A 19,453-nucleotide genomic window follows, 5' to 3' on the forward strand; every position below is an offset into this window, starting at 1 on the left:
GTGAGCGGATCACCACCGATCGTTCATCTGCTCATCGGGGTGTTCCGGCCGGTACGGGCGTCTGCGCGTGGATGTGGAAGCGCAGGGAGCGAGCATCGGTGAAGCACTCCCGCATCGGTCGGACCAGGTCGCGGTGTTCCGGGCTGCGCTCCCACGCCTCGAAGTCGGCCAGGCTGTTCCACTCGCTGGTGATGAGCCACTGCTCCGGGTCGGTCGACGAACGGCAGACCTGGTCGACCAGGTGGCCCGGCACCCCGTCGGCGACCAGGTGCCGGACCGCCTCGTAGGCACGGAGGAAGTCCGCAGTGCGCTCGTCGGGCACCCGGACCAGGAACACCACCCGTGCGCGGTGCTCGCCAGCCCGCTGCTCGCCCTCCCGTGCGTCCATCACCACTCCTCTCCGGCCGGCGGCGCACCGCGCACCACCAGCGCACTGTTGAACCCGTCGAAACCCCGGGCGCAGATCAACGCCACCCGGGTACGCGGGCGGCGGGCGGCCCGCAGGAAATCCAGTTCGCACCCGTCGGCCACGACCTGCGGCCCGGCCGAGGCGGGCAGCGTGTCGTGCGCGAAGGCGAGCAGGGCGGTGGCCACGTCAAGGGCCGAGCCACCCTGATGCGCCCGCCCGGTCAACTCCTTGTGGGTACTGACCGGCGGCAGGCGGGAGCCGAAGACGGCCCGCAGGGCGCTGGCCTCGGCCCGGTCGTAGCGCGGTACCCCGAGCGCGTCGGGAACGACCACGTCCACCTCGTCCGGCTCGACACCGGCCCGGCCCAGCGCAAGCCGCATCGCGCGGGCGTACTGGTGCGGATCACCGGCACTGTCCGCGGTGGTGTGCGCCGCGTCGTGGGTGGCACCCCAGCCGGTCACCTCGCCGTAGCTGCGCGCACCCCGGGCACGGGCGTGCTCCAGCTCCTCCACCACGAAAACCGCACCCCCCTCGGCGGGAAGGTAGCCGCTGGCGGTGGCGTCGAACGGCCGGTAGGCGCGCTCCGGATCGGCCACCTCGCTGAGCAGGCCGGAGCGCAGCTGACAGGCCAGCGCGTACGGGCTCAGCGGACACTCGGTCGCCCCGGCGAGCACCACCGAGGCACCGCGCCGCACGGTCCGCACCGCGTGCGCCAGGCTGTCCAGGCCACCCGCCGACTCCGCCACCAGCACCCCGCACGGCCCCTTCGCCTGGTGCCGGATGGAGAGCTGGCCGACGCTGGCCGCGTAGAACCAGGCGATCGACTGGTACGCGCCGACCGTGCGCGACGGTGACGACCAGAGACGTTGCAGCTCCCGCTGGCCGAACAGGTTGCCGCCGGAGGCGCTGGCCAGGGTCACCGCCCAGCCGTACGGGTCGGTGGCCCGCTCCGGCAGGCCGGCGTCGGCCAGCGCCAGCGCGGTGGCGGCGAAGCCGAGGTGCGTCCACCGGTCGGTCTGCACCAGGGCGCGGTTGTCGGCGTACCGGCCCGGGTCGAAGTCCGCGACCTCGCCGCCGAGGCGGGTCGGGTAGCCGGTGGCGTCGAACAGGCTGATCGGTCCGGTCCGGCGGCGGCCGGACAGGACCGTCCGCCAGTGCGCGTCCGCGCCGACGCCGCTGGGTGCCACCACCCCGACGCCGGTGACCACGGCCCGCCCGCCGGTCCCGCCGTCACCGGCAGGGGCCGTCCGGACCCGACTCGCGCTCACCGCGTCACGTCCCGGGCCGACCTGCGGAACAGCATGGCCGACTGGAACCCGCCGAAGCCGCTGCCCACCGAGAGCGCCACGTCCACCGGCACCTCCCGGGCCTCGTTGGGCACGTAGTCCAGGTCGCACTCCGGGTCCCGGGTGGCCCAGTTGGCGGTCGGCGGCACCACGCCGAACTCGATGGCCAGCGCGCACGCGGCCATCTCGATGGCGCCGATGGCTCCCAGCGAGTGCCCGACCATCGACTTGATCGAGCTGATCGGCACCCGGTGGGCCGCCGCGCCGAGCGACCGTTTGAACGCCGCCGTCTCGTGCCGGTCGTTCTGCCGGGTGCCGGAGCCGTGGGCGCTGATGTAGGAGACGTCCTCGGGCATCAGTCGGGCCTGCCGCAGCGCGTCGGTGATGGCCAGCCCCATCTCCAGGCCGTCCGGGCGCAGCCCGGTCATGTGGTACCCGTTGCTCCGGCTGGCGTAGCCGGCCACCTCGCAGTAGACGTGCGCGCCGCGCCGCGCGGCGTGTCCGGCCTCCTCCAGCACCAGCACCGCCGCCCCCTCGGCCAGCACGAAGCCGTGCCGGTCGGCGTCGAAGGGGCGGGAGGCGTGCGCCGGGTCGTCGTTGTCCGGGCTGGTGGCCTTGATGGCGTCGAACGAGGCGACGGTGACCGGCGAGATCGGCGAGTCGGCGGCACCGGCGAGCACGACGTCGGCCTCGCCGTCGACGACCAACTGGTGGGCGTAGCCGATGGCGTCGATGCCGGAGGTGCAGCCGGTGGAGATGACCTGGGCCGGCCCGTGCAGGCCGTGGCGGCAGGCCACGTCCGCGGCCAGGCTGCTGGGCATCAGCGCCGGGTAGAGGTACGGGCCGCCGAGAGCCGCGTCGACCAGCCAACGCCGGCCGCTGTCGCTCACCGTCACGTACTCCTGTTCCAGTGCCATGGTGCCGCCGACGGCGGTGCCCAGGACCACACCGGTGCGGTCGCGTTCGGCGTCGGTGAGTTCCAGCCCGCTGTCGGCGACCGCCTCGGCGGCGCAGGCCAGCGCGAACTGCACGTACCGGTCGGCGCGCTGCCGCTGGGCGGGGGTCAACCCGGCGGCGTCCGGGTCGAAGTCGCACTCGGCGGCGATCTGCGACCGGAACGGCGACGGGTCGAAGAAGGTGATCCGCCGGGTGGCCGTACGCCCCTCGGTGATGCTCTTCCAGAACCGGTCCCGGGTCACCCCGCCGGGGGCCACCACCCCGACGCCGGTGACCACGGTGCGCCGGGTGGTCACGACCGGTCCCGCTGCTCGACAAGCTCGGTGTCGACGTGGCCGAGTTCCGGGCGCGGCGCCAGCGGCCCGAGGTGGAAGACGACCTCGGCGGGCACGTGTCCGGTGTTGCGCAGCCGGTGCCGGACGTTGCGGGCCACGAACAGCGCCTCGCCGGCCGCCAGCGGCACCGGTTCGTCGTCCAGGTCGACGGTGATGGCGCCCCGGGCGACGTAGAGGAACTCCTCGCTGTACGGGTGGTAGTGCTCGGCGATCCGCTCGCCCGGTGCCATGGTGGCCACACCCATGAAACCCGAGGTGCTGCCGACGGTACGCGGACCGAGCAGGACCCGCAGCTCGCCGCCGCGTCGGCGGTCGGCGGGGACGTCCCGGGCGGCCACCAGGGCGAGGTCACTCATCGTCGGCTCCTGTCGCGCTAGCACCGGTCGCCACGGCCGTCGGGGTGACGCTCGCCGGCGGCGTGGTCGTCCGGTCCCGGGCGAGCCGCTCGACGCGTTCCCTGATGACGGCCAGCTGCACGGCGCTGTTGGTGTTGATCCGTTCGGTCATCCCGGCGTTGTCCACCGGTGCGCTCGGCCTCATCGCGAAGTCCTGCACCCAGGTCATCCGGACACCGTCGGGTTCCTCGGTGTAGGTCCAGCGGATCCGCATGTACTCGAACGGCCCGGTCTCCACCCGGTGGGCGCGCACCTGTCGGGTGGCCGGGTCCGCGGTGCGTTCGCTGACCCAGCTCCAGGCGACACCGTTCTCGTCGGGATGCATGGTGAGTCGGAACCGGACCGTGTCGCCGTCCCGGTCGAGGATCTCGGCCCGCGCGTACTCGGTGAACAGGTCCGGCCAGCCGGCCACGTCGTTCGTCACCGACCAGACCAGGTCCAGCGGAGCGGCGATGACGATGCTGTTCTCGGTGTGCCCGGGCGGATCGGCCCGCCGGGCGACCAGGTCGGCCACGCCCGGGATGCTCAACTGTGCGGCCTGCTCCGGGATGCTGACCTGCCAGCGGTCGGCGACCACTGCCGAGAGTTCGAGCAGGGCGAGCGAGTCCATGCCCAGCTCCTCCAGGGAGGCGGCCGGCGCGCGGGCGGCGGCCTCCGGATCAAGTCCGCAGTTGGTGACCAGGATGTCGGTTATCTCCGCGGTCAGCGAGTCGTCATCGGTGACGGTCATCGTTCCCTCCTCGGGTGTGTGGGTTTCGGTGCGGCGATCAGGCGGTCCACCAGCCCGGTGGAGTGCCGCCCCTTGCGGAACTCGGCGTCGTCGAGCACCCGCCGCACGAACGGGATGGTGGTCCGCATCCCCGGTCCGGAGATCTCGAACTCGCCGAGCGCCCGGTCCAGCCGGCTCAACGCCAGGTCACGGTCCGGGGCCCAGACGACGACCTTCGCCAGCAGCGAGTCGTAGTGCGGTCCCACCAGGTAACCGGCGTGGCCGTGGGTGTCGACCCGGGTGAACGGGCCGCCGGGCGGCACGAAGCGGTCCAGCCGGCCGGGGGTGGGGGCGAAGTTCCGGTCCGGATCCTCCACGTTGACCCGGCACTCGATGCCCACCCCGGTGAACCGGACGTCCTCCTGACGCCAGCGCAGCGGGGTGCCCGCCGCGACGTGGAACTGCTCGTGCACCAGGTCGATGCCGGTGATCATCTCGGTGACCGGGTGTTCCACCTGGATGCGACAGTTGATCTCCAGGAAGTGGAACCTCTCCTCGGCGTCGACCAGGAACTCCACCGTCCCGGCACCGGTGAACCCCACGTCGAGTGCGCCACGCAGGGCGGTGCTGGCGATGGCGTCCAACGTCGCCGGGGACAGCGCCGGGGCGGGCGCCTCCTCGACGAGCTTCTGATGACGGCGCTGCACCGAGCAGTCCCGGGTGCCCAGGTGCACGCCGTTGCCGTGCGAGTCGCAGAGCAGTTGGACCTCGACGTGCCGGGCGTCGACCAGGTAGCGCTCGACGTACACCCGGTCGTCGCCGAAGGCGGCCTGGGCGGCGGCCCGGGTGCGCGCGTACGCCCGGGGCAGGTCCGCCGGGGTCCGGACCACCGTCATTCCCCGGCCCCCTCCCCCGGCCGCGGCCTTGATGATGACCGGGTAGCCCACCTCGGCGGCGACGGCGGCGGCCTCGGCGGCCGTCGGTACCGGCTGCACCGCGCCCGGCGCCAACGGCAGCCCGGCCCGGCTCATCAACGCCCGGGCGGAGGACTTGTCGGCAAGCACGGACATCACGCGCGGCGGCGGGCCGACGAAGGTCAGCCCGTTGTCCGCGCAGATCTCCGCGAAATCGGCGTCCTCGGAGAGGAACCCGTAGCCCGGGTGCACCGCCTGGGCACCGACCTTACGGGCCGCCTCCACCACCGCGGCGGCGTTGAGATAACTGCGCCGGCTGGCCGAGGGGCCGATCCGGACGGCCTCGTCGGCCAGCCGCACCGCCACCGAGTCGGCGTCCGCGGTGGAGTAGACCACGGCGGTACGGATGCCGAGTTCCCGGCACGCACGCAGGATGCGTAGCGCGATCTCGCCCCGGTTGGCGATCAGCACCTTGGAGAACATCGCGCACCACCCTCAGGCCGGATCCAGGGCGACAAGTGGCTGGTCGTACTCCACCGGCTGTCCGTCGGCGACCAGGATCTCGACGACCCGGCCGGGCCGGTCCGCGGCGATCTCGTTCATCAGTTTCATCGCCTCGACGATCCCGACCACCTGCCCGGGTCGGACCAGGTCGCCGACGGCCACGAAGGGTGCCGCACCCGGCTGCGGCGACCGGTAGAAGGTGCCGACCATCGGCGAGCGGACGCTGGCGCGGGTCGCGGGACTCGCCGCCGGTGGGGCCGGGGACGGTTCGACGGGCGGCCGGGGTGCGGGAGCGGCGGGACCGGAACCCGTGGGGCCGGACGGCGCACCGGGTTCCGGGCCGACCGGCCGAGCCCACTCCACCTCCAGCTCGGCCTCGCCGAGACGCAGTCGCAGCCGGCGCACCGGGTCGGCCAGTTCGGCGATGAACTGCCGGGCGTGTCGGCGCAGGTCGGCCAGGGCGGCGTCGGCCGTCGGACGCCGGTCGGGTTCCTGACCGGCGACGCCGTCGGTCCGCTGCCCGGTCCCGTCGCCGTTCGGCGCGGTCGCCGCAGCGGGGACCGTGGGCGCGGCGCTCATCGGATGCCCGCTCGGGCACGTGCGGCGCCGAAGCGGCGGAAGCGTCGTCGCCGTCGTTGGACGAGGGTCACCGCGGGCACCTCCAGCAGCGGCAGCAGGTTCGCCAGCAGCGCCTGGCGGACGGCCCGGGCGGTCGCGTCGGGGTCGTCGGCGGCCGAGCCGTCCGGCTCGGGTACGACCTCGTCGACGACCCCGAGGCGGCACAGATCCGGTGCGGTCAGTCGCAGGGCCCGGGCGGCCTGCGGAGCGGCGGTGCGACCGGGCCAGAGGATCGCGGCGCAGCCCTCGGGGCTGATCACCGAGTAGACCGCGTGCTGGAGCATCAACACCCGGTCGGCCACCGCCAGGGCCAGGGCACCGCCGCTGCCGCCCTCCCCGGTCACCACGGTCACCACCGGTGTGGGCAGCACGCTCATGGTCAGGATGTTCTCCGCGATCGCCGCCGCCTGGCCGTGCTCCTCCGCCTCGACGCCCGGATCGGCCCCCGGGGTGTCGACCAGGGTCACCACGGGCAGCCCGAGTCGGGCCGCGAGTCGCATCAGCCGCAACGCCTTGCGATGGCCCGCCGGGGTGGCCATGCCGAAGTTGCGGGCGGCCAGCTCGGCGGTGCTGTGTCCCTTCTGGTGGCCGATCACCATCAGGTGCCGGCCGTCGAGCCGCGCCAACCCCCCGACCACCGCCGGGCAGTCGCCGCCGAGCCGGTCGCCGTGCAACTCGGTGAAGCCGTCGAAGGTGGTCTCCAGATAGTCCAGAGTGGTGGGCCGGCCGGGGTGCCGAGCCAGACGTACCGTCTCCCAGGCGTCGCGCACCGGTGTCCGGGACAGCTCGACCGGGCGGGCCGTCTCGGGCGGCGGGGCGTCCGCGCCGGACCGCTTCGTGGCCCGGCGGCCGGTGCCCGTCGCGGCGAGCAATGTCGCCAGTCGGGCACGCAGGGCGTGCCGGGGCACCACCATGTCGACCTGGCCGTGCCGCAGCAGGAACTCGGCGGTCTGGAACCCCTCCGGCAGGTTGCGTCCGGTGACCTGCCGGATCACCCGGGGGCCGGCGAAGCCCATCCGGGCGCCGCTCTCGGCGAGTACCAGGTCGGCGCTGGTGGCGAAGGAGGCGGCCACCCCGCCGTAGGTGGGGTCGGTCAGCACGCTGACGGTGAGCAGCCCGACCTCGCGCAGCTCGGCCATCGCCTGGCTGACCGTGGCCATCTGCATCAGCGACAGCGCACCCTCCTGCATCCGGGCACCGCCGGAGGCGGTGACCAGGACCAGCGGGACGCCCGCCGCCAACGCCTGCTCGGCGGTACGGGTGATCAGCTCGCCGACGGCGCTGCCCAGGCTGCCGCCGAGAAACCGGAAGTCCATCACCGCGAGCGCACAACGCGACCCGCCGATCGCGGCGGTGCCGCAGAGCACCGCCTCCGGCAGGCCGGTGTCGGCGCGGGCGGCGGCGAGCCGGTGCGGGTACGGCAGCACGTCGACGAACCCGATCGGATCCACCGCGACCGCGCGCTCCGGCAGGGTCCGGAACGATCCGGGATCGACCAGCTGGTCGATCCGCTCGGGTGCGGCGAGTCGGGCGTGCAGGCCGCACTCCGGGCAGACGTCGAGGTTGCGGCGCAGCCGCTTACGGTAGAGCAGGGCGGCGCAGCCGCCGCACCGGGACCACAGGGTCTCGCCCGAGGGCGCGGTGGCGGTCATGGCCGGCGTCCGTCGAAGCGGTAGAAGCAGCGCGCCATCGCGTCCCGGGGTGACCGCCAGTCCGGTCGGTACGGTGAGATGTACGAACTCAGCCGGCTGCTGACCCGGACGAACTCGGGGTGTTCCCGAACCGCCTCCACGGCGCCGTCGCCGGCCGACTCGGTCTCGATCAGGTGCACGTACAGGTCGTGCAGGCGGTACAGCGAGCGATGCCGGACCCCCACCAGGCGAGGCAGTTCGGTCGTGTCGGACTCGGCGAAGATCTCGGCGACCGCCGCCTCGGCGGTCGGGACCACCTTCGCGACGATGAGCGTTCGGTCCATGCTGGTCCTCCCACAGGGGCCGGTCGGACGCCATCGGGTGGGCCCGGACGGCTGCCGCCACGATGCGGAGCACCGCGTCACCCGGGCGTCACCGGCCCCCCGGGCAACACCGCAGGCCGGTGACGCTCAGTTGACGCAAGCTGTGATTCAGCTGAGCAGCCACGGGCACCATGATCGAGACGATTGGCCAGTTCAGAGGCGGTTTCACAGAACCCGGCAAGTTGCATTACCGACAACATCGTTGACCCAGAGTAACGATGATTGATAATCTTCGCGGCGGTCGGACCCGGCACCGCACCCCGCGTGCGACGGCCCGACGAGTCGACAGTGGCGGCACGGCGGCCACGCCGGGACCTGGCCGAGACCCGCAACCGACGCGTTCCGCAGGGGGTGCCGCCGTGGCCGCCGTTCCGCCCACGCCCACCACCGGCCAGCCCCACGACGCGGAGATCCGGCTGCACCTGCTCGGCGGCTTCCGGCTGACCCACGGGGACACTCCCGTGGTGGTGCCCCGCGGCCTGCAACGGATCATCGCGCTGATCGGGCTGCGTCCCGGTGCCACCCGTACCCACCTCGCCGGTCTGCTCTGGCCGGAGGTCACCGAGGAGCGGGCGCTGTCCTCACTGCGGACCGCACTGTGGCGACTGCGTCAGGATCCCTACTGTCCCCTGACCACCGCCGCCGACACCGTCCGCCTCGACCCGCTGGTCCGGGTCGATGTCGATTTGCTCATCGACACGGCCGGCCGGGTTCGCGACGGCCACCCCCCGGACGACGCCGCCGAGGCCCTCGCCGCCGGCCGGCACGACCTGCTGCCCGGCTGGTACGACGACTGGGTGCTGGCCGACCGGGAACGGCTGCGCCAGCTCCGACTGCACATGTTGGAACAGGTTTCCGGCCAGCACCTGGCCGCCGGCCGGCACGGTGAGGCGCTGGAGGCGGCGCTGGAGGCGATGGCCGCCGAGCCGCTGCGCGAGACGCCGCACCGGCTGGTCGTCCGCATCCACCTCGCCGAGGGCAACGCCTTCGAGGCGGTACACGCCTACTACGTCTACCGGGACCTGCTGCTGCGGGAACTGCGACTGGAGCCGTCGCCGGCCATGAGCGCACTGCTCGCGGAGACCCTCGACCCCATTCGCCAGGCCAGCCGTCCGACCGGCGGACCCCGGCGGCACGTGGTCACCCGCGCCGCTTCGCCGAGCCCGACGGCGACGCGTCACCGCACCGATCCCGGACGTTGACGGGTAGGTGACTGCGCGGGCGACAGGGTGGGTCCACAGCGGCCCGTACCCGGTGTCCGGCCGGGCCGACCCACCGGTGAGAGGGATCCGATGAGCCGTCTAGTGATCGTCAGCAGAATCATCCCGGGCGCGGAAGGTCGCGTGGCACAGATCTTCGCCGAGTCCGACGAGACCGAACTGCCGAGCCTGACCGGGGTACGCCACCGGTCCCTGTACTGCCTGCACGACCTGTGCGTACACCTGATGGAGACCGACGACGTCGGCGCGGACGCCCTCGCGGCGGCCCGTAACCATCCGTTGTTCCAGCAGGTCAACGAGCGGCTGTCCGCGCACACCTCGCCGTACCTGCCCACCTGGCGCTCGCCGCGCGACGCGATCGCCAACTGCTTCTACCGCTGGGACGGCGCGGAGGTTCCGGCACCGCGCGTGGCCGGCTGAGCGGGCAGCGAGGCATGACGACCCGAGCACCGCGCGTCCTGGTCATCGGTGCCGGCACCGGAGGCCTCTGCCTGGCGCACGGGCTGCGCCGAGCCGGGATCGACGTCGAGGTCTACGAGCGACACCGGGCCAGGGGCGAGGGGCTGCTCGGCTACCGGGTGGGCATCGGTCCCACCGGCAGTCGGGCCCTGCGTGACTGCCTGCCGCCGGAGCTGTTCGAGATCTACCTGGCCACCTGTGCCCGCTCGCCGCGCTACTTCAACGTGCTCAGTGAGAAGATGCGCCACACCGCGTCCTTCCCGCTGCGGCCGGACACCCACCCGGTCGACACGGAGCGCTCCGTGGCCCGGATGACGCTGCGCCAGGTGCTGCTGACCGGCCTCGAGGACGTGGTGCACTTCGACCGCACCTTCACCCGGTACGAGCAGCACGACGACGGCACGGTCACCGCCCACTTCGCCGACGGCGGCACCGCCACCGGTGACCTGCTCGTGGCGGCGGACGGTACACACTCGGCGGTCCGTCGTCAGTACCTCCCGCACGCCGTCATCCGGGACGCCGGCACGGTCAACATCGCCACCCGGGTGCCGCTGACCGCACACACCCGGTCCCTGCTGCCGGAGAGCGTGCAACGGGGCATCTCGCTCATCTTCGGCACCGGCGGGGTGATGGGCGTACTGCACGTGATGGAGTTCAAGTGGGACCGCGACGGCCGCCTCAAACCGGAGACCAGTTCGGCGGACGCGAAACTGCTCAGCGACTGGCCGGGGCTGCGGCACGACCCCACCCGCGACAACATCAACGTGGTGGTGTGGAGCACCGCCCGGCGGTTCCCGCCGGACGTGATGCGACGGCGGGGCACGGAGCTGATCCAGGTGGCGCTGGAGCTGACCGCCAACTGGCACCCGCACCTGCGAGAGCTGCTCAGCCTGGCGGACCCGGACAGTGCCCTGCCGATCCGGGTGTCCACCTCGGAGCCGGTGCCGCCCTGGCGAAGCAGCACGGTCACCCTTCTCGGCGACGCGATCCACACCATGACGCCGGGTCGGGGCGTGGGCGCCAACACCGCGCTGCGCGACGCGAACCTGCTGCGGCGGCAGCTGATCCTCGCCGCCGCCGGTGAAAAGACCCTGGTGCAGGCGGTCGCCGACTACGAGGCGGCGATGGTGCCGTACGGCTTCGCCCGGGTCGCCGACTCGTTGGGGCGCAGCGGCACCAACGGTGACGACCGCATGTACCAGCCGGTGTTCGGACGACTCGCGTTGCTCGGTGCCCGGGGATACTTCCGGGTCACCAGCCGGGTTCCCCGGTTGCGGCGCAAGTTCGTCGACGACTTCTACACCTACCGGGGCGAGCAGGACTGATCCTCGTCGCGGCCCCGGCACCCGACCCGGTGCCGGGGTCGCGGCGCGTCCAATCACGTGCGGTGACCGCACCGTCCGTCCCGGACCGGACACCTGCCGTAGCCTCCGCGCGTCCGGTACGGACTGTTACCTGGGCTGCCTGTCGTCCCGGGCGCGCGTGTGCGAAGCTGCGGCGAGTTTTTCTCGCGACGATCCGGACGTGAACCTCAGGGAGGGTTACCGTGGGCGAGTCCTTCGGGAACTGGCTGATACTGCTCGTGGCGCTGTTGGCGGGGCTGGCCGTGGGCTGGCTGTTGCTGCGCGGTCGGCGGGCGGAACCGACCGCGCCGACCGTCGGTACGGCGGACGACGCGACCAGCGAGGCGAGCGATTCCGCCCCGGTCGCCACCGGGACCGAGCGGTCGACCGCCGTGACCGAACCAACGACCGAGCCCGATCCCGCCCCGTCGGCGGACAACGACACCACCGCCACGGCGGCCGAGCCCACCGAGGCCGACGCGGCCCCGACCGCAACCGAGCCGACCGCCGGCACCCGCGAGACGCCGGTGACCGGTGCGGAGTCCACCGAGGCGTCGCAACCGCCCGCCGACGCCACCACGACCGCCGTCCAGGACGGACCGACGGTGGACGCGACCGCGGAACCCCGACCGGCGGTCGCCACCCCACCGGTCCGGCCGCCGGCCACCACCGAGTCCGCCGCGGCCACTGCGGCCAGCAGCGCGCCGGCCACGGCGGCCGACCCGGTCACCGCAGCCGACCCGATGGCGGCGGAGCCGGTCGCCGCAGCCGAGCCGGTCACGGCGGAGCCGGTCACCGCCGAGGCCGACGACTTCCGGCGCATCCAGGGCGTCGGGCCGAAGATGGCGGCTGCGCTGCACGGTGCGGGCATCCGGACCTACCGGCAGTTGGCCGACATGGACGAGGCCGCGCTGCGGGAGACCGTCAAAAGCGCCGGTCTGCGCGCCACCGCCAGCCTGGCCACCTGGCCTCAGCAGGCGAAGGTGCTGGCCACCCAGGCCGACAGCGGGTCCTGACGATTCCGGGCCGCCGGTCGCGGGAACGCCCCTCGCGGGCCCCGCGCCGGCGGCTGCGGGGTACGCCATTCCGGTGACCGGCCCCGACCCGGACGCGCTCCGGCCGGAACCGCCGTTACGGTCGACACGCCGGCCACGCCGGCACGCCGCACTGTCGCCGGCTGCCGGGAGCCATCCGTGCCGTTCGCCCACCTACAGCCCGACGGCCCACGGCGACCTCTTACCCGCAGCGCGTCCACGACCCGCCGGGTTCCCCTCCTGGAACTCTTCTTCGACCTGGTCTACGTCGTCGCGTTGGCGCTGATCTCGCGCGGGCTGGCCGAGGAGATCAACTGGCACCGGGCGGGTCAGGCGCTGATCCTGCTGGCCGCGGTGTGGTGGACCTGGGCGATCACCGCCCTGATCACCGACCTGTACGACCCGGAGCGCACCGAGATCAAGGCCCTGGTCCTCGCGGTGATGTTCGGGGTGCTGCTGATGGCCAGCGCGATCCCCAAGGCGTTCGGCGATCGGGGGCTCACCTTCGCCGGTGCGTACGTCGCCATCCACCTCGGGCGCGGCCTGTTCATCATCCCGGCGGTGCGCAACGACCCGGAGATCCAGCGCCGGGCGGCCCGGGTCTTCTGCTGGTTCACGCTGTCGGCGGTGCCGTGGATCGGCGGCGCCTTCGTCTCGGCGGAACCCCGGATGGCGCTGTGGCTGCTCGCCCTCGGCCTCGACTACCTCGGGCTGCGGCTGTCCTACCCGGTGCCCGGGCTGGGCCGCGTCCCCGCCGCCCTGTTCAGGTTGACCGCCGAGCACCTGGCCGAGCGGTATCAGCAGTTCTACACCATCGCCCTGGGCGACGCGATCCTCGTCATCGGCATGGCCTACACCACGAACCACTCTGAGTTCGAGGACGCCGTGGCGCTGCTGCTGGCCTTCGCCACCACGCTGCTGCTCTGGCGGATCTACGTGCACAAGGCCGGGGAGCTGCTGCCAATCGCCATCAAGATCACGAGGACGCCGATCCGCTTCCTGAACACCTCCCCCTACACCCATCTGGTGATGGTCGCCGGGGTGGTCGCCACGGCGGCCGGCTTCGAGCTGGTGCTGCACACCCACACTCTGCCCGCGCGTACCCCGCCCACCTGGGCGGCGATCATGCTCGGCGGCCCGGCACTGTTCCTGGCCGGCCGGGCCCTCTTCGAACGCGAGGTCTTCAACCGGATGTCGTGGTCGCGTCCCGCCGGCGTGGTGGCGCTGCTGGCTGTGGCACCGGCGGTGCTGTTCCTGCCGGCACTCAGCGCTTCGCTGGCCGCGCTGCTGGTGCTCGCCGGGGTGGCGCTGGACGACCTTCGCCGCAGCCGCGGTCGTCCGCCCGAGGCGCCCATGCCACCGTAGGGCCCGCCGGTCTCGTTAGCCGCTCGGCGCGTCTGGGTACAAGGCCCACACCCTGCAACCCGATCCCCGAATCTTGGAGGAAGCCATGCGCGGCACGTCGATATTCGGAGTCCTCGTCGTGATCTGGCTCGTCATCGGCGCCATCGCCGCCGGCCAGCGCGGCTACTACAGCGACGAGGAAACCAACTGCGCCGAGGTCGGCACGATCCTGGTGACCATCGCCGCCGGGCCGCTGAACTACGTCGGCGCCAACCCGGAGGTCGACTGCGAGCTGCCCCAGCCCTCTCAGTGAGCCCGGTGACGCACGACCAGGGCCCGTGCCGGCTGCGGACACGGGCCCTGGTCGTCGGCGCGGATCCCGGGCCGGACGTCCGGCTCAACGGAAGCAGTGCGCCACCGGCACCTTGCTGCCCAGGCAGTTGGTCGGGGAGTTCTCGACCACGACGCTGTCGTCATCGATCTTGACCTGGGCCCGCTCGGCCTGGATCCCGCCGGCCTTGACGGTGGACTGGTTGCCGAGCACGTGGCTGCGGTAGAGCGCGGTCGAGCCCGCCGTCACGAACAGCCCCGCACCCTGCGACCGCTTGCCCACCGCGGCGTTGCCCTTGACGTCGCTGCCCCGCACGAGCAGGTTCGACCTCTCGGCATGGATGCCGCCGCCGTTTCCGCGCGTGGTGTTGCCGCTGATCACGCTGTCGTCCAGCGGCAACAGGCCCTGGAAGGTGGAGATGCCGCCGCCCTTGCCGGTGGCGATGTTGTCGCGGATCGTCAGCTGGCGCAGCACCAGCACGGCGTCGGAGTTGGCCAGCCCGCCGCCGGTCTCGGCGCTGTTCTGCGCCACCAGGGTGTCGAAGACCTTGGTACGCGCGGAGAAGCTGGCCATCCCACCGCCCTGACCGGCGTTGTTCTGCACGAAGGTGGAGGAGTAGACGTCGCCGGCGGCCCGGAAATTGGCCAGGCCACCGCCGTAGCTGACCGCGCTGTTGTGCCGGAACTCGGTCCGGTGCATGGTCATGACGCCGCCGTTGAGCAGGCCCCCGCCCTTGCCCTGGGTGCCGGCGGCCCGGTTGCCGATCAGCTTGCTGTCGCTGATCTGGAGGTTGCCGTCGTTGAAGATGGCACCGCCGCCGCCCTCCGCCGACAGCGAGGTGCTGCCGACGACGGTCACCCCTTCGACGACCGCCGTGGCGCCGTGCACGATGTGGATGCTGCCGCCCTCCGCCGCCGAACGGCCGTTGCGCAGGGTGACGTCCCGGAGAGTCAGTTCGCCGCCGTCCCGGACGGTGAAGAAGCGGAAGTCGGGAGCGTGCACGCCCCGGACGATGGTCGCGCCGGAGCCCTCGATGGTGATCCCGTGGTAGATCACGGGCAGTCCCGCCTTGTCGTCGGCGGGATTGCGCGGCGGAGCCTCGGCGTCGCCGGGGTTCTCGGCGGTGTCGGCGGCCTCCCGCGCGTCGCGGATGCCGCCGTCGTACTCGTCGGGCTGCTGGAACGCGTGGGTCAACGTGTACGTGCACTTCTCCGCCAGTCGCAGGGTGGCACCGCCCTCGGCGTTCGCCCGCACCAGCGCCGCGATGAGCCGGGCCGAGTCGCAGGGCACCGGCACCACCGTGCCGTCCGGTGCGCGCCCGTGGTGACCGGTGGACCGGCCGGTCGCACCTGCCGAACTGTCCGGCGTCGCGCCGGCGTCGTGTCGCCATTCGGGTCGCTGCCGGTCCGGCCCCCGGCGTTGCGGTGTCTCGTCGACTCCGGGTACGTCATCCTGGTACATCGCCGCGGGCCGGCCCGGGTCCGGTGCCGCCGGGTCACGGTCGGCGGCCGAGGCGGTGACGGCGGTCAGGCCCGCCGCCCCGGCCACCAGGCTGCCCGCCACCAGGCCACCGGCCAGCAACCACCGGGACCGCCGACCGGGTCGGGTGGACCCACGGCTCCCTTGGTACGTGGACATCAGCGCTCCTGCCTCTCGTGCATGCGAAAAACACGGCCGCACCGAATCGGGCGCGGGGTGGCTGACATCGCCTCAGCCCACCAGAGGCCACCGTACGGCGACACATGGAGCAAATCAGGCATAAGTGAATGCGTACCCCATTCGGCTTCATGTCTGGCCGAAGGGGCGGTCACCGGACAGCGGGAGCTGGTGCTCAACCTCCGACGTGGATCCCGGGGCGGCGCGCCGGATCGGGTTCGGACTTGCGCAGGATCTCCCGGACCACCGGCGGGGTGTCCCCCCGACCGAGGATGAGGTAGCGCAGCAGGTGGGCGATCGGGTTCCCCTCCGACCACTCGAAGTGGGCGTGCGGGCGTACGCCGGTGGCGTCCCGCAGCGCCAGCAGGATCGCGGCGATGGCGTTCGGCGCCGCCGGGCTGCTCGCCCGCAGCACCCGGTAACCGCCCACCTCGACGCCGCACACCCGCAGCACGTGACGGAACCCGGAGGGATCCACCACGTCGATCTCCAGGAAGAGCACGTCGGTCGCCCCGGGGACCGGGTTCAGGCCCCGCTGTGCCCGCTCCTTGATGGTGTACTCCTTGATTGCCCCACTGCGCCGCTTGTGGGCGATCAGGTGCAGGCGGCCGTCGTGGGCCACCGAGTCGGCGACGAACCGCCGCGCCGTCTCGTCGAACTCGACCCGCTCCGCCCGCAGTTCGGTGGTGCGGGTCACCCGGGACACCAGCGACACGGCGATGATGCCGAGGATGAACAGCCCGGAGATGGCGATCCCGTCCGGCTTCTCGATCACGTTCTCGACCAGCGCGTACAGCAGCACCAGGGTGAGTACCGTGAACCCGGCGGCGACGCCACGTTGCCGGCGGCCGGCGGCGGCGATGGCCACCGCGACGGCCGCCGAGACCATCATCGCGAGGATCCCGGTGGCGTACGCCCCCGCCTGCGCGTCGACGTCGGCGCGGAACACGACGGTCAGCACGATGCAGACGAGCGTGTAGACGATCACCACCGGACGCACCGCGCGAGCCCACTCCGGGGCCATGCCGTACGAGGGCAGGTAACGCGGCACGATGTTGATCAGCCCGGCCATCGCCGAGGCACCGGCGAACCAGAGGATCAGCACGCTGCTCACGTCGTAGGCGGTACCGAACGCCTCACCGACCTGCTCGTGGGCGAGATAGGCAAGCGCGCGTCCGTTGGCGGCTCCGCCCGGCGCGAACGCCTCGGGCGGGATGAGCACCGCGGTGACGAAGGTGGTGGAGAGCAGGTACACCGACATGATCAACGCGGCGACGGTGAGCAGCCGCCGGGTGTTGCGGATGCGGGCGGCCAGCCGGGCCGGCGCATCCGGCCCCTTCCCCGCCACCAACGGCATCATGCTGACCCCGGTCTCGAAACCGGACAGGCCCAGCACCAGCAGCGGGAAGGCCAGCGCGGCGGTCAGCGCCACCTCACCCGGACCGCCGCCCGTGGTCAGCGCCGCCGTCCAGTCCGCCAGTGGACGGGGATCACCGGCCAGTTCGGCAAGCGACACCCCCACGATCACCGCGTTCAGCCCGAGGAAGGCGGCCACCAGCGGCACGGCCACCGCCACCGCCTCCCGGAAGCCGAGCAGGAACACCGCACCGAGGATGAGCAGCAGGACGACGGTCACCCCGACGGCGACGCCGGTGCCGCCGAACCACTCCGGCAGGTACGGATTTTCCAGCACGTGCACGGTGGCGTCGGCCGAGGACAGGGTGATCGTGACGATCCAGGACGTGGCGACGAACCCGAGCAGCACCAGCACGAATACCTTGCCCCGCCAGAACGGCAGCAGTCGCTCCAGCATCGCCACCGAGCCCTGGCCGTGCGGACTGTCCCCGGCTACCCGGCGGTACATCGGCAACATGCCGAACAGGGTCAGTGCCACGATCAGCAGCGTCGCCACCGGAGACAGCGCGCCGGCGGCCAGGGCGGCGATGCCGGGCAGATAGGACAGGGTGGAGAAGTAATCGACGCCGGTCAGGCACATCACCCGCCACCAGGCGTGTGACCGGGTCTGTCCCTCGGCGGTCTCCGGCCCGACCGGCTGCACCCGGTGGACGAACAACCACCGGCGCAGCCGGCTTTCCGGTGCCGCCGGACCGGTCGGCACGGCCACCCGCTCGGGCACGGTGACCCGCCGCCCCGCCCGTTCCCCCTTGCGCGTGGGATCCCGCGCGGCACGCAACCCCGGCTCCGGCGCGCCGGGCGCCGGGCGGCGGCGTTCCCGGCCTCGTCGCGCTCTCGTCCCGTCCCCCATGCCCCCGCCTCGCCGTTGTCGAACAGACCGGTGGTTCGGTCGGACCGCCGCCGGGGCGTCAGCCGCCGTCGGGTGCGGCCAGCGCCCGGGCCAGGTCGGCGGGGTCGGCCACGGTGACCGTCATCCCGGGATGACGCGGCCATCCGCCGGGAAGCAGGCCGGGCACCGGTCGCACGAACCGGACGCAGACCCCAGCGGCCGTGGTGGTGCCGAAGGTGACGCCGGTGTCGGTGCCGGACAGGTGCGGGCCGATCACCCGCCACCAGCGGTAGGGGCCGCCGCGCTGCACATCCGCGACGTTCTGTCGCTCGGTACGTAGCCGCCAGGGGCCGAACCGGACCAGCAGCTCACCGGAGTCGAGCCGCACCCAGGCGGTGCCGGGCCGGACCCCGATCAGCGCCAGCAGCCAACGGAACCGCGACTCGAAGCGGAACTCGAACACCTGAGCGGTCATCACCGGGCTCCGCGGCCGGCGCGATCTCCGGGCCGAGCGGGGCGCGGTGGGGCGGCGGGGCGCGGTCGCGGTCGGGCGGCAGGACGGCGCCGGGACACAGCGGTCATGGTCGCGGCGTACCCCGCAGGGGCCGGCCGACACCCCCCGGGCCGGCCGGCCCCTGTTCCCCGTGGTTCCCCCCCCGTGGTTCCCCCGTGCTCCCCGTGGCCCCCCGACGGCCACCCCCGGACGTTGCCGCCCGGGCCTCGGGTCGGATGTCCCCGCGCCCACAGGTGGGCGGGGCGCGGGGACCCCCCGTCCCGGTTACTGCAGGAACGCCCCGAGGGGCGACAGCAGCAACCGACCGAGCGCGGCGGCCGTGTCGTCGAGCCGCCTGCGCTCGCGCTCATGCTGGTGCGGGTCGTGCCGGCACCGCCAGATCCGCTGCGCGTTGCGCCAGGCGACATCGCGCGTGTAACCGATCAGTTCACCCTGGTACCAGTCGTCGATGTCGCCGTTGAGCATGTCGATGAGCAGTTGCCACTGCTCCAGGTAGCCCCGGCGCAGCCCGGGGATCTTGTCGGCGAAGATCTTGTTGATCTCCAGGTAGTCGCGGTGCTGGTCGCTGCCGTCGACCGGCTCGGACTCCAGGTGGTCGAACGTGGTGACCAGCGCGAACGGCAGGTCGAAGTTGATGTGCGCGTTGACACCGGCCGCCGCCGAGGGAAGCGGCCGGGCGTCCGGCCCGCGCATCCGCTCGAACAGGCACGTCCAGGCCCGGGGCGTGCCCGGGCTGGCGTCGCTCCACATACGTAAGGCGTCGAAGTAGCGGGCCGCGAACTCGACGTCCAGTCGGGACAGGAAGACCGGATCGACGAAACGGTCGGTGTAGAGCCCGTCCAGCACGCTGCTGGTGATGGTCAGATACAGCTTGTTGAAGTCGGCAAGCGGGCAGCTGTCCAACAGTGGCGGGAGACGGACCAGCATGTCCTGCAGCTTGGTCAGGTGGTCGACCACGGCGGGCACGTCGGTGGGGTGATCGGCCAACAGATCGACGATGTCCCGGTGCACCGGCCCCCACACCGGCTCCCCACACGCGATCACGCGCACACCCCGCTTCGCGGCGTGCCGGCGCGGCGCGCCACAGCGCTGACCCTGTTGATCCGCTCGCCGCGCTCGCTCATGTCCCCTCCAGGCTGCTCGCCGGCGTCGTCGTGCCCGTTGCG

At 72.7% G+C, this 19,453-nt stretch carries 19 protein-coding genes; 6 read left to right on the forward strand and 13 right to left on the reverse strand.

Going from position 1 to position 19,453, the window contains the following annotated elements:
* Positions 1-31: 31 nt before the first annotated feature.
* From O3597_RS13715 to O3597_RS13755, 9 genes are read right to left on the reverse strand one after another with little or no spacing between them, the layout of a single operon-like run.
* Entirely contained in the window at positions 32-388 is a 357-nt protein-coding gene (locus O3597_RS13715; protein WP_164450152.1) for an antibiotic biosynthesis monooxygenase family protein, read from the reverse strand.
* Positions 388-1,677 (reverse strand): beta-ketoacyl synthase N-terminal-like domain-containing protein, encoded by a 1,290-nt coding sequence (locus O3597_RS13720; protein ID WP_164450153.1) that lies wholly within the window; start codon positions 1,675-1,677, stop codon positions 388-390. Before O3597_RS13720 ends, O3597_RS13715 begins: the two co-directional genes overlap by 1 nt.
* Positions 1,674-2,948 carry a beta-ketoacyl-[acyl-carrier-protein] synthase family protein gene (locus O3597_RS13725; RefSeq protein WP_281604378.1) on the reverse strand — a complete coding sequence of 425 codons (1,275 nt, stop codon included), beginning with the start codon at positions 2,946-2,948 and terminating at the stop codon, positions 1,674-1,676. Before O3597_RS13725 ends, O3597_RS13720 begins: the two co-directional genes overlap by 4 nt.
* A complete protein-coding gene (locus tag O3597_RS13730; RefSeq protein WP_164450155.1) occupies positions 2,945-3,343 on the reverse strand; it encodes a cupin domain-containing protein in 399 nt (132 codons plus the stop codon). Before O3597_RS13730 ends, O3597_RS13725 begins: the two co-directional genes overlap by 4 nt.
* Positions 3,336-4,112 carry an SRPBCC family protein gene (locus tag O3597_RS13735; RefSeq protein WP_164450156.1) on the reverse strand — a complete coding sequence of 259 codons (777 nt, stop codon included), beginning with the start codon at positions 4,110-4,112 and terminating at the stop codon, positions 3,336-3,338. The genes O3597_RS13730 and O3597_RS13735 overlap by 8 nt, the downstream gene beginning before the upstream one ends.
* Complete coding sequence (locus tag O3597_RS13740) at positions 4,109-5,488, reverse strand: acetyl-CoA carboxylase biotin carboxylase subunit (protein WP_281604379.1); 1,380 nt, start codon at positions 5,486-5,488, stop codon at positions 4,109-4,111. The genes O3597_RS13735 and O3597_RS13740 overlap by 4 nt, the downstream gene beginning before the upstream one ends.
* 12 nt (positions 5,489-5,500) lie before the next feature.
* A complete protein-coding gene (gene accB, locus O3597_RS13745) occupies positions 5,501-6,088 on the reverse strand; it encodes an acetyl-CoA carboxylase biotin carboxyl carrier protein (protein WP_281604380.1) in 588 nt (195 codons plus the stop codon).
* Positions 6,085-7,779, reverse strand: a complete 1,695-nt coding sequence (locus tag O3597_RS13750) for an acetyl-CoA carboxylase carboxyltransferase subunit alpha (RefSeq protein WP_164450159.1) — start codon at positions 7,777-7,779, stop codon at positions 6,085-6,087. The genes accB and O3597_RS13750 overlap by 4 nt, the downstream gene beginning before the upstream one ends.
* Complete coding sequence (locus O3597_RS13755; RefSeq protein WP_164450160.1) at positions 7,776-8,102, reverse strand: TcmI family type II polyketide cyclase; 327 nt, start codon at positions 8,100-8,102, stop codon at positions 7,776-7,778. Before O3597_RS13755 ends, O3597_RS13750 begins: the two co-directional genes overlap by 4 nt.
* Before the next feature lie 398 nt (positions 8,103-8,500).
* Here O3597_RS13755 and O3597_RS13760 point away from each other — a divergent pair, with 398 nt between their 5' ends.
* The 6 genes from O3597_RS13760 to O3597_RS13785 all read left to right on the forward strand — a co-directional run bounded on the left by O3597_RS13760 (position 8,501) and on the right by O3597_RS13785 (position 13,854).
* Complete coding sequence (locus O3597_RS13760) at positions 8,501-9,343, forward strand: BTAD domain-containing putative transcriptional regulator (protein WP_281604381.1); 843 nt, start codon at positions 8,501-8,503, stop codon at positions 9,341-9,343.
* Between the two features lie 90 nt (positions 9,344-9,433).
* Positions 9,434-9,781 carry a TcmI family type II polyketide cyclase gene (locus O3597_RS13765; protein ID WP_164450162.1) on the forward strand — a complete coding sequence of 116 codons (348 nt, stop codon included), beginning with the start codon at positions 9,434-9,436 and terminating at the stop codon, positions 9,779-9,781.
* Between the two features lie 14 nt (positions 9,782-9,795).
* Complete coding sequence (locus tag O3597_RS13770; protein WP_281604382.1) at positions 9,796-11,145, forward strand: NAD(P)/FAD-dependent oxidoreductase; 1,350 nt, start codon at positions 9,796-9,798, stop codon at positions 11,143-11,145.
* Positions 11,146-11,366: 221 nt separating this feature from the next.
* Complete coding sequence (locus O3597_RS13775) at positions 11,367-12,179, forward strand: helix-hairpin-helix domain-containing protein (RefSeq protein WP_281604383.1); 813 nt, start codon at positions 11,367-11,369, stop codon at positions 12,177-12,179.
* A 177-nt stretch (positions 12,180-12,356) separates the two neighbouring features.
* Complete coding sequence (locus O3597_RS13780) at positions 12,357-13,562, forward strand: low temperature requirement protein A (protein WP_281604384.1); 1,206 nt, start codon at positions 12,357-12,359, stop codon at positions 13,560-13,562.
* 85 nt (positions 13,563-13,647) lie between these two features.
* Positions 13,648-13,854, forward strand: coding sequence for a hypothetical protein (locus O3597_RS13785; RefSeq protein WP_164450165.1), 207 nt, complete (start codon positions 13,648-13,650; stop codon positions 13,852-13,854).
* An 84-nt stretch (positions 13,855-13,938) separates the two neighbouring features.
* Here O3597_RS13785 and O3597_RS13790 read toward each other — a convergent pair whose 3' ends face one another.
* The 4 genes from O3597_RS13790 to O3597_RS13805 all read right to left on the reverse strand — a co-directional run bounded on the left by O3597_RS13790 (position 13,939) and on the right by O3597_RS13805 (position 19,331).
* A complete protein-coding gene (locus O3597_RS13790; protein WP_216592487.1) occupies positions 13,939-15,510 on the reverse strand; it encodes a hypothetical protein in 1,572 nt (523 codons plus the stop codon).
* Between the two features lie 193 nt (positions 15,511-15,703).
* On the reverse strand, positions 15,704-17,794 hold the full coding sequence (locus tag O3597_RS13795; protein ID WP_164450166.1) for an amino acid transporter: 2,091 nt from the start codon (positions 17,792-17,794) through the stop codon (positions 15,704-15,706).
* 58 nt (positions 17,795-17,852) lie between these two features.
* Positions 17,853-18,248, reverse strand: a complete 396-nt coding sequence (locus O3597_RS13800; protein ID WP_164450167.1) for a hypothetical protein — start codon at positions 18,246-18,248, stop codon at positions 17,853-17,855.
* 303 nt (positions 18,249-18,551) lie between these two features.
* Complete coding sequence (locus O3597_RS13805) at positions 18,552-19,331, reverse strand: DUF5995 family protein (protein ID WP_281604385.1); 780 nt, start codon at positions 19,329-19,331, stop codon at positions 18,552-18,554.
* Between the last annotated feature and the right edge of the window lie 122 nt (positions 19,332-19,453).

Source organism: Verrucosispora sp. WMMA2044 (assembly GCF_027497155.1).
Classification (GTDB): Bacteria; Actinomycetota; Actinomycetes; order Mycobacteriales; family Micromonosporaceae; genus Micromonospora; species Micromonospora palythoicola.

Coding starts and splice junctions, on each gene's coding strand:
- O3597_RS13715 (WP_164450152.1), bottom strand. CDS start 388: ATGGACGCACGGGAGGGCGAGCAGCGGGCTGGCGAGCACCGCGCACGG.
- O3597_RS13730 (WP_164450155.1), bottom strand. CDS start 3,343: ATGAGTGACCTCGCCCTGGTGGCCGCCCGGGACGTCCCCGCCGACCGC.
- O3597_RS13735 (WP_164450156.1), bottom strand. CDS start 4,112: ATGACCGTCACCGATGACGACTCGCTGACCGCGGAGATAACCGACATC.
- O3597_RS13740 (WP_281604379.1), bottom strand. CDS start 5,488: ATGTTCTCCAAGGTGCTGATCGCCAACCGGGGCGAGATCGCGCTACGC.
- accB (WP_281604380.1), bottom strand. CDS start 6,088: ATGAGCGCCGCGCCCACGGTCCCCGCTGCGGCGACCGCGCCGAACGGC.
- O3597_RS13750 (WP_164450159.1), bottom strand. CDS start 7,779: ATGACCGCCACCGCGCCCTCGGGCGAGACCCTGTGGTCCCGGTGCGGC.
- O3597_RS13755 (WP_164450160.1), bottom strand. CDS start 8,102: ATGGACCGAACGCTCATCGTCGCGAAGGTGGTCCCGACCGCCGAGGCG.
- O3597_RS13765 (WP_164450162.1), top strand. CDS start 9,434: ATGAGCCGTCTAGTGATCGTCAGCAGAATCATCCCGGGCGCGGAAGGT.
- O3597_RS13770 (WP_281604382.1), top strand. CDS start 9,796: ATGACGACCCGAGCACCGCGCGTCCTGGTCATCGGTGCCGGCACCGGA.
- O3597_RS13785 (WP_164450165.1), top strand. CDS start 13,648: ATGCGCGGCACGTCGATATTCGGAGTCCTCGTCGTGATCTGGCTCGTC.
- O3597_RS13790 (WP_216592487.1), bottom strand. CDS start 15,510: ATGTCCACGTACCAAGGGAGCCGTGGGTCCACCCGACCCGGTCGGCGG.
- O3597_RS13795 (WP_164450166.1), bottom strand. CDS start 17,794: ATGGGGGACGGGACGAGAGCGCGACGAGGCCGGGAACGCCGCCGCCCG.
- O3597_RS13800 (WP_164450167.1), bottom strand. CDS start 18,248: ATGACCGCTCAGGTGTTCGAGTTCCGCTTCGAGTCGCGGTTCCGTTGG.